Below are 12,303 nucleotides of genomic sequence, written 5' to 3' on the forward strand. Positions count from 1 at the left end.
CTCCGGATGTCCCTAACATTGTATCCGAAGGTTACGTGGTTGCTATTATAACCTTTTTGCTCAGGACGGCCTCCTGAGTGATTCACTGCCAGTGGGACTGACGCTGCGCTGACATCGGGTAGAGACAGGATATGCGACACAGACGAGGCGTACCCACTCAGTCTGTGGAAACGGCCTCGCCGGGAACTGCCGGCGAGGCCCGACAACGGGGTGTGAATCGGACGGGGTAACGCAAGGCACCAGGTCTCCGACCGTTCCATGTCGCTGGTCTGGGTCGGCACGTCGACAGACGGACCACACCATGTCCACGGGACCAGATTGATAGCTGAGGGACCCAAGTGACACGGCTTGCGTGGCCATGTGCTACGTTCGTGGGCTGTCCGTCTGCGGGTTCGCACCCGCGGCACTGGCTACATCGCCCTGTCAATTCATTATCCGCTTGTTAATCTAATTCACAGCGGGAACAGCCCTAGCGAGATGCCTCCGCCGCCCGGGGATATAACTGCTATCGGGCGCTCAGAGATACCAGATGCCGGCCGATAGTCACACGATGGAAGTCAGGAGCGGGGAAGAAGTAACGATTCGACCGATCAAACCCGTCGGGGAGGACGTTGTTCGGGTTGACATCGAGGCTGAGGGGGTGTGGCGACTCGATATCACGCGTGAGGGCGAAATCGCCGATGTTGTCACGACCCGTGATGCCGACGGGACACTTGCGGACCGCGACCTGCCGGAGTGGATCGACGAGGTCACGGCGAAGTTCGCACAGTTCTAATCTCGCCCGGACTCGATCAGGTCGGAAAGGGTTTTACTCGCCTGGGTCCACTCGGCAGTATGGTCTCAGTTGGAGACGTTGCACCTGATTTCACGGCACCGATCGCAAACGGCGACGTTGACGAGATAACGCTGTCTGAAGCGCTTGACGACGGGCCCGTTGTGCTCGCGTTCTTCCCGGGCGCGTTCACCAGCGTTTGCAGTCACGAGATGAACTCGTTTCAGGACCGACTCGACGAACTCACTGAAGCGGGGGCGACGCTGTACGGTGTCAGCATCGACACACCGTTCTCACAGAACGCGTTCCGAGACGAACTGGGGCTTGAGTTCGACCTCGTCAGTGACTCAGGCCGGGAGATTGTCGATTCCTACGACATTTCGATGGACTTTGAGGCGCTCGGCGTCCCGAACGTAGCCAAGCGGGCCGTCTTCGTTATCGACGAAAATCAAGAAGTCACGTACGCCTGGGTCAGCGACGACCCTGGCGTCGAACCGGACTACGACGAGGTTATTGACGCCGCCACCTGACCGCGCCGGAAGGGGGATTTTTCGCGGTGGGTCGTCTGGGTTGTAGTATGAGTGTTGATAGACCTGATACCGGTGGCCGTATTTATGACCCCGAGGCGGATCACGCGTTCCCGGACGGGCGGCTGAACGCAGTTCTCGACACCGTCACGACTGACGAAGAGATTCAGGCGTATCTCGAAGCTCAGAACATCAACCCCGTCGCACGCAAGCGGTACAACGACCACGGCGCGAAACACATCGGCATCGTTCGAAACCGAGCGCTGTGTCTGTATGACCTCCTCAAGCAGGCCGGCGTCGAGTTCAACGGCGCAGCCGACCACGGACTCGATGAGGCCGATGAGGCCGTTATTATTGCACTTGCGACGACGCTACACGATATCGGGCACGTTGTCCACCGCGATTCACACCCGTACTACTCGATTCCACTGGCCGCTGACATTCTCGATGACTTGCTCGATGAGTTCTACGACATCCGTCAGGCAGTTCAGATAAAGGGCGAGGTACTCCACGCAATTCTCTGCCATCACACCGAGGAAAACCCACTGACGCTGGAAGCTGGCGTCGTCCGCGTCGCCGACGCGCTGGACATGGAACGTGGCCGTTCGCGCATTCCGTACAAGCGTGGCGGTCGCGGTATCGACACCGTTTCCAGCCAGGCTATCGAGACGGTGACGCTGAGCCTAGGCGACGACTATCCCGTCCTCGTCGAAATCGCGATGAACAACGCGGCCGGTGTCTATCAGGTCGATAACCTTCTGAAAGCCAAACTCAAGGACTCTGGCCTGGAAGAACACGTCCGTATCGTCGCGCTCAACACTCGGGAGGACGGCAACCAGATTGTCGAGCGAATCGAACTCTAAACCGGACCGACACAACGGTTTTGTACCGTGCTTCCATAGCTATGTTCATGAGTCTCACACCCATGGATGAGCCACGGGGTGCCCGGGAGAGGACGGACGACGGCGACGCGCCGCCGCCCTCGCTGCTGGACCGGGTCAGGTACCGCGTGCGCTCAGCCATTGAGACCATTTCGTTTGGGGAGCGATGTTTTGCGTGGCTTGATAACCGTGGTCGAGACAAGCCACAGTCGAAGATCCACACCGATGGGTTCGCTGACGACGTTGTTGCGCCGCCGGAGTGCCCGTCGATCAGCGACCTTCCAACGCGGTCACGGCCGTTTACGTACCCGACACGGAATCACACGGAGAGCAACACTGTCGACCTCATCGCAGTCGAGGCCGGGGACCAGCTCACCATGACGCATCCGGACAACTCGGACGCGAAAATAACATCTGATATCTGGATGGATGTCGAACAGTAATCAGTGGAATCGTTGCCACATTTATTATCGAGTCTTGGTATTTGATATCTTGACGTGATATTTTCGTGTTCCCTTTTGTGTCAAAGTTATCCAGTCGCAGCAGGCCATTAACGGAGCCCAGAGTGCGAAGCGGCAGTCGCGATAGTTGTTGAAACGAAGACGCTGCTTGAAGTCTAGACTAGTGTGACCGTCTCAGGAGTGACAGATTTACAGACCGGTGTCGAGCGAACTGGGGGACTTCTCGCTCGTCGCCCAGTTTGATGTACAGGAACAACAGGCCCAGTCAGGGGCTGTGGGTGCGGGAGCGACGACGGACTAACTGGGAGACAACGACTAGAAATCGTACCGCGCGATGTCACTGGAGCCACAGGCCGGACAGGCCGTCCCGTCCGTTTCGAGGGTGGTTCCACAGCGTCGACACTCCAGATGTGACTGCTGTCGAGTCCCCACGACCCGGCGTAATCGCTCCATCATATTGCCAGACAGGACACCGAGACTCATATAATCGGGTAATTCACGGTGAAAGTGAAAACCGCACGACCCGACGCCGATTCTGAGTGCCCGTCAGCCGAGCGTCAGACATCGTTGTCACACCGCCCGGCCCGCACAGTCACTCAGTTACGCGCGAGCCTGCTCACGCCGGTCCCGCCTGCCGGACGCGTACAAAAGTGCCAGAAACAGTCCAACTGCGAACAGCCAGACCGCCACCAGCCAGAGCAGTATCGAGTGGCCCCCACTCCCGAGCATGGACTGTAAAGATCACTGTCGATACTTAATTAGTAGCACTGTATCGGGAGCGGATGCGGTGTCACACAGCGGATTATGCCACCGGTAACTGTGAGGGCGGCGTCAGTCACCCCTACCGACTCGGTACGCACAAGGGCTGCGCTCTTGTCGGCTGGGTGGCCCCAGACGACTGTCTGGGGTACGCCCAGACATTTTTGTTCACGCCGCCGTAGCCACGCCCGATGACGGGAACAGCCGCAGCCGAGCCCACTGTGACGACCTTCACGTCGACCGTCGACCGTATCGATACGACTGCTGTCGTGCTAACGGAGACGTACTTCTACGCCGAAGGCGGCGGCCAGCCGGCGGATCGGGGAACCCTCGGTGGCGTCGAAGTCGTCGATGTCCAGCATCGAAACGGCGATATTGTCCACGAACTGGCCGAACCGCCGGCCTTCGACCCGGGCGAGACAGTCGAGGGACAGATTGACACGGCATTCCGGACGTACTGTATGCGTGCACACACCGCCAGCCACGTCCTCTACGGCGCTGGTCGGCGGCTGCTGTCGGACCTCGGCTACGGCGGCTTCGACATCAGCGCGAGAGTCCCCGACGAAGCCGATGACGACGACTTCGGACCGGCTATCACCGGGAAGGTGCGGGTAGATTTCGAAACAACGACCGAAATCGACGACGAGACACTCACCGAACTTGAGCGGCTGACTAACCGCGCCGTCTGGGAATCCTACGACGTGACCTGGGAAGAAATTCCGCGGGACGAGGCACTGGGTCGCGACGATATCGCGTTCAATACGAAGACCGAAGAGGGAATCGAGGGCGAGACAGTCCGGGTCGTCACCATCGACGGCTGGGACGTGGCAGCCTGTGGTGGGACACACGTCGGGAACACTCGCGAAATCGGGCCCGTGACGGTACTCGGTCGGTCCAATCCCGGAGAGGGATTGACTCGCGTCGAGTTCGCCGTCGGCCCGCGTGCTATCCGCCGGCGGGCGACCGAACACGAGCGGGCGATGACTGCCGCCCAGTCGCTGGATACGAACGTTGCGGAGCTCCCGGCCGCTGTGGACGGACTCCACTCAGAATGCGACGACCTCCGGGAGACGGTGTCGTCCCTCCGAGAGCGCCTCGTCGATTCCCGTCTCGCTGACCTGCGTGACGACGCCATCGAAGTGGACGGGCAGCGGTGGCTCGTCGGCACCGTGGCAGGGCTCGACGCAAACGCACTGGCCGACCGAGCGGAGTCCGCTGTCGGTGACGACGTCGACGTGGCCGCGCTGGTGGACGCCGACGGCCAGTACCTGGGCGTCGGGACGACCGGCGGCGTCGACGCCGGTGAAGTGGTCGATCAGGTGACTACAGAGTTCGGTGGCGGCGGTGGCGGGCGACCGACAGTCGCTCAGGGCGGGGGACTCGGTGCCGACGGGGACGAAATCGTCGCGTTCCTCCGGGACGAGTCAGTGACGGCAGACAGCGGCGACTGAGCTTACTCCCCGCGGTTCGGCGTCCCGCTGAACCGCGCAACCTCGTTTCGTAGCGCGTCCCGCTTCAACAGCCCGAACCCGATGAGAATACAGATGAATCCGACACCCGTGTAAACCGTCGGCGTCTCCCCGAGGAACAGCAGTCCGGTGGCGGCGGCGACGACCGGCGCGGCGTAGGAGACGAGATTGATCTCGATGGGTCCCAGCCGTTCTAACAGGTCGAAGTAGATGAGGAAGCCGAGGGCGCTGGCGACGACAACCAGATACAGCAGGGCCAGCACGGCCTCAGTAGTCCACTGAACGTCGGCAACCGATTCGGAGACACCGAAACTGATGCCGTGCATGAGCACCGCACCGAGCAGCATCGACCACGCTTCCATCGTCTCTATCTCCAAGTCGTCGTCGAACCGACGGGTCAACACGCTCCCGAGAGCAAAGGACGTGGTCGCGAGGAATACAAGAAACAGCGACACGGTCCGGGGGTTGAGAAGGTTCCCCGGGTCGGGGTTGCTGAGAACGCCGACACCGAGGAACCCGACAAGGAGGCCGACGATGCCCAGCGTCGTGAGCCGTTCGTCCGGGAGAAACGCACGCGCGAACCCGGTGGTAAGAATCGGCGAGAGGCTCACGACGATAGCGGCGGCGGCACTGGTGGTTCCTTGCTCGCCGACGAACAGGAAGATGTGGTATGCGGCGATCAGGAGTGAGCCGCCGATACCCACGACAATCCAGTCGGTCCGACTTTTCGGGACCCACTGGTCGGTAGCGTACACCGCGTAACCGAGCATCAACAGGCCGGCGAGGTCGTACCGGAACGCCGCAAACAGGATTGGCGGGAAATACTCCAGCCCAGCCTTGATCGCGGTGAAGGCGCTGCCCCAGGCGATTGCGAGCGCGACGAAGAGGATGGCGTTGCGGAACCGCATCGTCTGCTCAGTCGGCCGCCTCGCCGTCGTCCGGCTCGTACGTCTCCGCAATCGCGTCGAGGGCCTCGTGATGCTCCGTCGTGTGCGGCGCGGTCAGCGGCGAGACGCTGACCTTTCCGTCGACGACGGCGCGACGGTCGGTCCCCTCAGGGTCGGGGATGTCGCCGTCGGCCATGTGCTCCCAGATGCGGTCGTGGAGCGTCACAGCGTCGCCATCCTGTTCGGCGTCCATCTCGTAGAGGTGGGACGGTCGGGTGACCGTCATCTGTGCGTCGCCCCACTCGGCGACGGGGGCGTTGATATTCAGGTAGTCGCACTGCTCGAACACGCCGGCGTCGACGGCGTGGTCGGCAAGGTAGGTTGTCGCTTTCGCCGCCTCGCGGTAACTGTCGCCGTTGGCCTCGATGTCCGCGAAGGCGGCGTCTTCGCGGACCGGGATGTACATCGAGACGGCCATCGCCGGCACGTCAAAGAAGGTGGCCTCGACGGCGGCGCTGACGGTCCCCGAGCGGCCGAGAACGTACGCGCCGAGGTTCGCCCCGCGGTTACAGCCCGCGACGACGAGGTCGGTGTCGGTGACGAGCGCTTCCAGCCCCGCCACGACGCAGTCTGAGGGCGTCCCCTCGACAGCATAGCCGAGTTCGTGCTCGTGGACGGTTACTTCGTGGGAAATAGCCCGACCGACCGCGCTCTGGTCCTCCGCCGGGGCGACCGCGGTCACGTCGCCGACCGTCGAGAGACCATCGTACACTGCCCGGAGGCCGGCGCTCTCGATGCCGTCGTCGTTCGTCAGCAGAATCGTCGGCTCGTCCATACGCTCCGTGGGGCCGTCCCCGAGAAAAGCCCACCGCTAGCGGGCCCGGTCGATGACCGTCTCGCCGTCGACGACAACGTTGTACGCCTCCTCGTCGTCGTTCCACAGCACCAGCGCGTTCTCGAAGGACAGCAGGTCGCCGTAGTCGGCTTTCCGGAGGTCCTCGTTCAGTATCGACGCCTCGGTGAGCACGGCGAAATGGTCGACCTTTTGGCTCCCGTCGCCGAGCAAGTACAGCGGATTTGCTCCCTCCCGCTCGGCGAGGTCGTGGCTGAGCTTGACGCCGAGGAAATTCACCCGGTCGGTGACGTAGTTCTCGGCGTCGGCCATCGGCGCGTGGATGCCCCGGTCCGGTGTTACATCGTGCACTCGCTTGCCGTCGGTTCGCAGGACGCTGTAGGCGAACTGCACGTCCGTGTTGACGAACTCGCCCGTCCCGCCGGCAGGGTCGTCGAGGCGCTGTTGCATGGTTGGCACCTCGATGTCCGGCTTGCGGTCGAACGACCACGACTCGCTGTTGGGGGACTGGTGAGGCCAGAGTCGCACGGTCGGCCCATACACCGTCGCCGGGCCGCCGTCGGCCACCTCGCGCTCGACAGTTCGGAGCTGTATGGCCGTGTTCCGGTCGGCGGGGGCCAGCGCCAGCAACGTCCCGTCGTCGGCAAGCGCCTCGACGTACCGGTAGAGGGTCGCCGCCGCGTCGTCGAGTTCGCTGAGGACGTTGCCGAAGATGATGAGGTCGTATCCCTCGGCGTCGGTGTCGCCGTTGTCGGTCCCTCCACCGCTGTCGTCGCCGACAAACGGCGACGACGGGTCGAATTCCTCGGCGAGCGCCCGGTGAATCTCCCAGCGGACGTTCTGGCCGCTGTCCGCCAGTAGGCTCTCCAGCACATCCGCAGCGGCGCTCGGCTCGACGGCGTGGTAGTCCAGCAGGGCGTCGTCGGGGAGCAGGTCGCGCAGGGCGAGCGCCGGGCCACCGACGCCGGCCCCCACGTCCAGCACCCGAAGCTGTGACGGGAGCAGGCCGTCGGCGGCGAGGTCCGCGAGGACGTACTTCGCCACGGCGTAGTAGTCCGGGAGGTGGTAGACGGCGTAGCCCAGCGCGGTCAGTTCGTCGTATTCGACGGCCTGGCCCTGCAGATACCGCTCTTTGATGTCGCGGATTCGCTCCCTGAGTTCGTCACCGCTGTCGCCGCTGTGCCACTCCAGCCCGCCCCACTCTGTCAGCAGGTCGATGACCTGCTGTTCGTAGCTGTCGGGGAACCGCTCGACGCCGTCGAAATCTACTGAAAGCCGGCCCTCTGGTGCCGGCACGAAGGTCCCGTCATCCTGCTCAACGATGCCAAGGTCGAATGCCTCCTCTCGGAGCACCTGCTTGACGACGGCGGGGTGGGGCTGGCCCTCGACGTATTCGTGTAGCTCCTCGGGGTCCAGCGGTCGGACGTTCCGGAGGTACTGGGCGTTGTCGCGTATCTGCTGGCGTGTGTCCTGGTTCATGAGAGTTGCTCGTAGAGCCGCTCAAAAGTATCTGCGTCGGCGTCGGCGAGTTCGCTAGCGGCGTCGGCGACCGCGTCCGCGCCGTCGAATGTCCGCTGGATATCGGCGTACACCCGCGAGTCGCCGCCGGTCACCTGCTCGACAAGGTCGAACAGGCCGGCCGAAATCGGCGTCTGAAACTGGTCGGGCACGTCCGCGGCGGCCATCGCGAACGCGAGTACGGCGGCGTGAGCGCTGGCCTGTACCGTTTCCATGGCTTCGTCGTGTTCCGACACCGTCGTCTCGAAGCAGTTGTTTCCGGCTGCAGCGATTGCGTCGACGACGGCAGTAGCATCGGGTCCCAACGCGTCAGCGACGACAGCGACGTTGCCGGGCGCGTTCTCGGGGGCAAACAGTGGGTGCAGGCTGAGTCGCTGGCCATCGGGCATCGCGTCCCGCATTGCTGCGATGGGGCCTGCCATGCTCCCCGTTACGTCAACGATTGCGTCCGTGGCACACGGCGCGAACTCGTCGATAGCCGTCTCGGCGACAGGCATCGGCACTGCGATACAGACAACATCGAAAGTCTCGGCCGCGTCGCTGGCGACAGCGCGCCCGCCGACCGCGTTTGCAGCAGCTTCAGCAGCCGACTGGTCGAGGTCGGTAAAGGCGACGGCCGCGTCGGCGTGGGTCCGGACTGTGCGTGCGAACCACTGGCCCATCGCGCCGGCACCAACGACGAGGACGTTCATCGGCCCAGCGTAGCCCGTCCCGTCTCAAAAGCCGTTCGGTCACACGCCTGCTCGCCGCGACACCGCATGTGACGATGGCCGGGTAGACAACCGTCGAATAGCCCGCTGTAGTCCGGTTTCCCCCTCCTAAACGCTTATCCGTCGGCCCTGAGAGAACGGTGACATGAAGCGCGTTCGATTCCGTGATACTGGGGGGAACGTTCGCGGCGGTCGCTGGACCGTCGAGGACGGCGAGCCCGTCGTCACCGCCGCCGCCGGACCGTACGGCCGTATTGCCTTTGGCGACGAGTCCTACGACCCCGACGAGGTGGACATCCTCCCGCCCTGCGAGCCGACGAAAGTCGTCTGTATCGGGCGCAACTACGCCGACCACGCCGAGGAGATGGACTCGGAGCTTCCGGACCGGCCGATGCTGTTTCTCAAAGCCCCGAACGCCGTCGCGTCCCACGGCAAGCACCTCACGATGCCCTCGGGGAAGGAACGCATCGACTACGAGGCCGAACTTGGCGTCGTCATCGGCGAGCAGTGTCGGAACGTCAGCGAATCGGGGGCGATGGACGTCGTCGCGGGCTACACCTGCGTCAACGACATCTCCAACCGTGACGACCAGCGACGGGAGCAGAACTGGGTCCGCGGGAAGGCCTTCGACAACGCGTGTCCAATCGGCCCGCTCGTGGCCACACCGGAGCACGTTCCAGCGGACGCCAGCATCGAACTCCGACTTAACGGCGAGACGAAACAGTCCTCCTCCCGCGAGCACCTCATCTTCTCTGTCCCCGAACTAATCGCCGAAATAACGTCGTACATGACGCTGGAACCGGGCGATGTCATCGCCACGGGGACCCCTGAAGGGGTCGGACCGATGGCAGACGGCGACGAAGTCGAAGTCGAAATCGAAGGTATCGGCACGCTCAAACACAGCGTCAAGATTCCGTAGGCGGCTGCCACACTAGTTCGGTAGTTATTCCACGACGACTGCGCCTCTCATCCCCAGGCCCTTATGCGGTTTACAGGAGTACAGGTAGGTCCCGGTTTCCGCGAAGGTGTGTTCGTAGGTGTTTCCTTCCTCGGCGACGAGTTCCGAGTTGAGCGGGCCATCGCCTTTTGAGACGATGTTGTGTGGCCCTCCCTCGCCGGTCCACTCCCAGCGGACGGTCGTCTCGGTCGAGATCTTCAGCGCCGGGGGGCCGAACGCGAACTTCCCACCGTTCCCTTCCACACCGGCGGTAACAGTTGCAGTGTCAGTGTCGGTGCGGTCGACAATGGTGCCGTCGAAGTTACTCGCCGCTGCGAGCCATTCATCAACAGTGTCGTTACCCGAGGACGGTGGCTCTTTCACAATAATCGCACCTTTCATGCCACCGTCACGATTGGGTTCGGAGACGTAGCGATACTCGCCGGTCTCCTCGAAAAAGTAGTGATACATTGTTCCGGCCTGCGCGTTTGTTCGGCCGCTGTCGAAGGTATCATCGAGGGCGACCACGTTCTGCTGGCCGCCGTGCCCAGTCCAGTCCCACCGAACTGTCGTCATCGGTGGGATTTCAATGACAGGCGGGTCGAACGCCAGTCCGCCGTCCATCTCCTGCCCAACCCAGACCGTTGGCCGAGACTCGGGGCCGAACCTGCGGGGCTCGCCGTCGTAGCCGTTGGCATCATCAAGCCAGTCGTCAAGCGACTCGGGCGTCGATTCAGGCGTCGCGGTTGGGGTCGCAGTTTCCGTCGCGGTTTCAGTTCCGGTTCCGGTTTCGGCCGCTGGTTCTGAACTACTTCCCGAGGACACGCACCCGGCGGTAATGGCAAGCGCTGCTACCCCTGTGCCTGTAAGAAACTGTCTGCGAGTGGAGGGCCGTTGCATAGCAAGCTAGTCGTTGTTTTTCAATGATAGAAAAGTCGGTGTGCCCTTTCCAGATTCTGGAAACAAACAGTCGCCCTTTATCTGAGGGTGGTTTATATTCCCGATACTGACTGGGAGCGGCTGCCGGGGTACCGCAGGACACCGTGGGAACAATATCCCACAGGTTTCACGTCGATGCCCCGTCATATCGAGACCGAACCGTCCGCAGAACCACTTCCACCCGTCCCCTGAGAGGGCCCCTCCGTGGCATACAACGACGCGAGCGAGACACAGGCGCTGTTCGACGCCCTCGCCGACCCTGACTGTCGCGACATCCTCAGGGTGCTCGACGAGCCGTTGCCAGCCAAAGAGGTTGCCTCGGTCTGTGACCTGCCCCAGACAAGCACCTACCGGAAGCTCGAGCAGTTGAGCGAGGCCGAGCTGGTCGCTGAGGAAACAGAGGTGCGTGCCGACGGTCATCACGCGACGGCGTACATTCGGGACTGTGACGGGGTGTTCGTCGGGATCGACGCCGACGGCGCGTTCGAGGTCGACGTGCTGCCTGCCGAGGAGCGGCCAAGCGACCGGCTCGCACTCCTGTGGTCGCGCGTCAGCGAGGAACTATGAACGGAGATATCCCACTCATCGTCATCGGATTCAAGACGGTAACAGTGTTACTTGGCGGGCTCATCACCTACTTCGCTGCTCGCGCAGCGTTGACAACGAGGGCGACCGGGCTCACGTATCTCGCCGTCGGGTTCGCGACCATTACTGTCGGGTCGCTCATCGCTGGCGTCGCGGACCAGCTGTTCGGTTTACCCACCGATGCCGCACTGATTTTCGAGAACGCGCTCACCGCGGTCGGCTTCGCCGTCATCGCGTATTCGCTGTACGTCACCAGTCGCTCCACGCTGGTAACACGATAAAATCTGCCAGACAGCTATCCGTTATTCGACGACGACTGCGCCGACCATCCCGAGCGCCTTGTGCGGGACACAGTTGTAGAGGTAGGTGCCGGTTTCCTCAAACGTGTACTCGTAGGTGGTTCCTTCCTCTGCGACAGCCGAACCAGAGTCAAGCGGCCCGTCGCCTTCGGACTTGACGTTGTGGCCGGCCCCCTGGCCGGTCCACTCCCAGACGACTGTCGTTCCGGTCGAGACGTTTATCGCCGGCGGGTCGAAGGCGAACGCGCCGCCGTTGCCTTCGGCTCCGACGGAAACGGAAACCTCGTCTTGGTCCGTCATCACGACCATGGAGCCATCGAAATTCGACGACTCGCCAACGTAGTCTGCGACCTCGCTCGGCGCTTCGGCGGTTTCCATCCCACCGCTGCTCTCGGTGTCCATTTCCTCAGTTTCAGTGGATTCCATCTCCTCGGCTTCGGTGGTCTCCATTTCTTCGGCTTCCGTCTCGTCGCTGCCACCGTCGCCGCCGGACCCGCCACAGCCAGCGAGGAGTCCAGCGCCTGATACGGCCGCCGTCGTGCGAATGAACGTCCGTCTGTCGAGGTCGTTTGTCATGCATTTAAAGTTATGACTGTGTACTTATAAGGAAGTCGCTTCTGTCGTTTGTAAAGAAACAATAATTGAGGTTTTGACCACCCCGCTGTCCCGGGATACCAACACAGTTCGGACGGGGATTGATGCGGAT

At 62.5% G+C, this 12,303-nt stretch carries 15 protein-coding genes; 8 read left to right on the forward strand and 7 right to left on the reverse strand.

The features are described from left to right. Positions 1-529: 529 nt before the first annotated feature. The 4 genes from BDK61_RS07245 (at position 530) to BDK61_RS07260 (ending at position 2,623) form a co-directional block, all read left to right on the forward strand. Positions 530-775 carry a hypothetical protein gene (locus BDK61_RS07245; protein WP_004962457.1) on the forward strand — a complete coding sequence of 82 codons (246 nt, stop codon included), beginning with the start codon at positions 530-532 and terminating at the stop codon, positions 773-775. Between the two features lie 59 nt (positions 776-834). Beyond that, a complete protein-coding gene (locus BDK61_RS07250; RefSeq protein WP_004962455.1) occupies positions 835-1,302 on the forward strand; it encodes a peroxiredoxin in 468 nt (155 codons plus the stop codon). Positions 1,303-1,349: 47 nt separating this feature from the next. Continuing rightward, positions 1,350-2,162, forward strand: a complete 813-nt coding sequence (locus BDK61_RS07255; protein WP_007188022.1) for an HD domain-containing protein — start codon at positions 1,350-1,352, stop codon at positions 2,160-2,162. Positions 2,163-2,224: 62 nt separating this feature from the next. Then, positions 2,225-2,623: a hypothetical protein gene (locus BDK61_RS07260; protein WP_121302876.1), complete on the forward strand. Its 399-nt coding sequence runs from the start codon at positions 2,225-2,227 to the stop codon at positions 2,621-2,623. A 333-nt stretch (positions 2,624-2,956) separates the two neighbouring features. On the opposite strand, the gene BDK61_RS23325 is transcribed toward BDK61_RS07260, so the two are convergent. After that, positions 2,957-3,124 (reverse strand): PALP domain-containing protein, encoded by a 168-nt coding sequence (locus BDK61_RS23325; protein ID WP_167467365.1) that lies wholly within the window; start codon positions 3,122-3,124, stop codon positions 2,957-2,959. A 467-nt stretch (positions 3,125-3,591) separates the two neighbouring features. Between BDK61_RS23325 and BDK61_RS07265 the strand changes: the two genes are divergently transcribed. Next, complete coding sequence (locus BDK61_RS07265) at positions 3,592-4,851, forward strand: alanyl-tRNA editing protein (protein ID WP_121302877.1); 1,260 nt, start codon at positions 3,592-3,594, stop codon at positions 4,849-4,851. Between the two features lie 2 nt (positions 4,852-4,853). Here BDK61_RS07265 and BDK61_RS07270 read toward each other — a convergent pair whose 3' ends face one another. The 4 genes from BDK61_RS07270 to BDK61_RS07285 are packed head-to-tail and all read right to left on the reverse strand — an operon-like array spanning position 4,854 to position 8,819. Then, entirely contained in the window at positions 4,854-5,777 is a 924-nt protein-coding gene (locus tag BDK61_RS07270; RefSeq protein WP_121302878.1) for a DMT family transporter, read from the reverse strand. Positions 5,778-5,784: 7 nt separating this feature from the next. Beyond that, positions 5,785-6,591 (reverse strand): 5'/3'-nucleotidase SurE, encoded by an 807-nt coding sequence (gene surE, locus BDK61_RS07275; protein WP_121302879.1) that lies wholly within the window; start codon positions 6,589-6,591, stop codon positions 5,785-5,787. 36 nt (positions 6,592-6,627) lie between these two features. Continuing rightward, entirely contained in the window at positions 6,628-8,088 is a 1,461-nt protein-coding gene (locus BDK61_RS07280) for a small ribosomal subunit Rsm22 family protein (RefSeq protein ID WP_121302880.1), read from the reverse strand. Further along, complete coding sequence (locus BDK61_RS07285; protein ID WP_004962438.1) at positions 8,085-8,819, reverse strand: prephenate dehydrogenase/arogenate dehydrogenase family protein; 735 nt, start codon at positions 8,817-8,819, stop codon at positions 8,085-8,087. Before BDK61_RS07285 ends, BDK61_RS07280 begins: the two co-directional genes overlap by 4 nt. 163 nt (positions 8,820-8,982) lie before the next feature. On the opposite strand from BDK61_RS07285, the gene BDK61_RS07290 reads away from it, so the two are divergent. Beyond that, on the forward strand, positions 8,983-9,756 hold the full coding sequence (locus tag BDK61_RS07290) for a fumarylacetoacetate hydrolase family protein (RefSeq protein WP_121302881.1): 774 nt from the start codon (positions 8,983-8,985) through the stop codon (positions 9,754-9,756). A 24-nt stretch (positions 9,757-9,780) separates the two neighbouring features. Here the strand turns inward: BDK61_RS07290 and BDK61_RS07295 are convergent, their stop codons facing one another. Continuing rightward, positions 9,781-10,599: a halocyanin domain-containing protein gene (locus BDK61_RS07295; RefSeq protein ID WP_004962436.1), complete on the reverse strand. Its 819-nt coding sequence runs from the start codon at positions 10,597-10,599 to the stop codon at positions 9,781-9,783. A gap of 318 nt (positions 10,600-10,917) precedes the next feature. On the opposite strand from BDK61_RS07295, the gene BDK61_RS07300 reads away from it, so the two are divergent. Together BDK61_RS07300 and BDK61_RS07305 are read left to right on the forward strand one after the other, a co-directional pair. Continuing rightward, positions 10,918-11,280 carry a winged helix-turn-helix domain-containing protein gene (locus BDK61_RS07300; protein WP_004962434.1) on the forward strand — a complete coding sequence of 121 codons (363 nt, stop codon included), beginning with the start codon at positions 10,918-10,920 and terminating at the stop codon, positions 11,278-11,280. Next, positions 11,277-11,579, forward strand: coding sequence for a DUF7521 family protein (locus BDK61_RS07305; RefSeq protein WP_004962433.1), 303 nt, complete (start codon positions 11,277-11,279; stop codon positions 11,577-11,579). The genes BDK61_RS07300 and BDK61_RS07305 overlap by 4 nt, the downstream gene beginning before the upstream one ends. 21 nt (positions 11,580-11,600) lie before the next feature. Here the strand turns inward: BDK61_RS07305 and BDK61_RS07310 are convergent, their stop codons facing one another. Beyond that, a complete protein-coding gene (locus tag BDK61_RS07310) occupies positions 11,601-12,173 on the reverse strand; it encodes a halocyanin domain-containing protein (RefSeq protein ID WP_004962431.1) in 573 nt (190 codons plus the stop codon). Positions 12,174-12,303 lie beyond the last annotated feature (130 nt).

Source organism: Haloarcula quadrata (genome assembly GCF_003634715.1).
Lineage (GTDB): Archaea > Halobacteriota > Halobacteria > Halobacteriales > Haloarculaceae > Haloarcula > Haloarcula marismortui.

What these genes read in the sequence shown, in the direction of transcription:
- BDK61_RS07245 (WP_004962457.1), top strand. Translation starts at nt 530, where the DNA reads ATGCCGGCCGATAGTCACACGATGGAAGTCAGGAGCGGGGAAGAAGTA.
- BDK61_RS07250 (WP_004962455.1), top strand. Translation starts at nt 835, where the DNA reads ATGGTCTCAGTTGGAGACGTTGCACCTGATTTCACGGCACCGATCGCA.
- BDK61_RS07255 (WP_007188022.1), top strand. Translation starts at nt 1,350, where the DNA reads ATGAGTGTTGATAGACCTGATACCGGTGGCCGTATTTATGACCCCGAG.
- BDK61_RS07260 (WP_121302876.1), top strand. Translation starts at nt 2,225, where the DNA reads ATGGATGAGCCACGGGGTGCCCGGGAGAGGACGGACGACGGCGACGCG.
- BDK61_RS23325 (WP_167467365.1), bottom strand. Translation starts at nt 3,124, where the DNA reads ATGAGTCTCGGTGTCCTGTCTGGCAATATGATGGAGCGATTACGCCGG.
- BDK61_RS07265 (WP_121302877.1), top strand. Translation starts at nt 3,592, where the DNA reads ATGACGGGAACAGCCGCAGCCGAGCCCACTGTGACGACCTTCACGTCG.
- BDK61_RS07270 (WP_121302878.1), bottom strand. Translation starts at nt 5,777, where the DNA reads ATGCGGTTCCGCAACGCCATCCTCTTCGTCGCGCTCGCAATCGCCTGG.
- surE (WP_121302879.1), bottom strand. Translation starts at nt 6,591, where the DNA reads ATGGACGAGCCGACGATTCTGCTGACGAACGACGACGGCATCGAGAGC.
- BDK61_RS07280 (WP_121302880.1), bottom strand. Translation starts at nt 8,088, where the DNA reads ATGAACCAGGACACACGCCAGCAGATACGCGACAACGCCCAGTACCTC.
- BDK61_RS07285 (WP_004962438.1), bottom strand. Translation starts at nt 8,819, where the DNA reads ATGAACGTCCTCGTCGTTGGTGCCGGCGCGATGGGCCAGTGGTTCGCA.
- BDK61_RS07290 (WP_121302881.1), top strand. Translation starts at nt 8,983, where the DNA reads ATGAAGCGCGTTCGATTCCGTGATACTGGGGGGAACGTTCGCGGCGGT.
- BDK61_RS07305 (WP_004962433.1), top strand. Translation starts at nt 11,277, where the DNA reads ATGAACGGAGATATCCCACTCATCGTCATCGGATTCAAGACGGTAACA.
- BDK61_RS07310 (WP_004962431.1), bottom strand. Translation starts at nt 12,173, where the DNA reads ATGACAAACGACCTCGACAGACGGACGTTCATTCGCACGACGGCGGCC.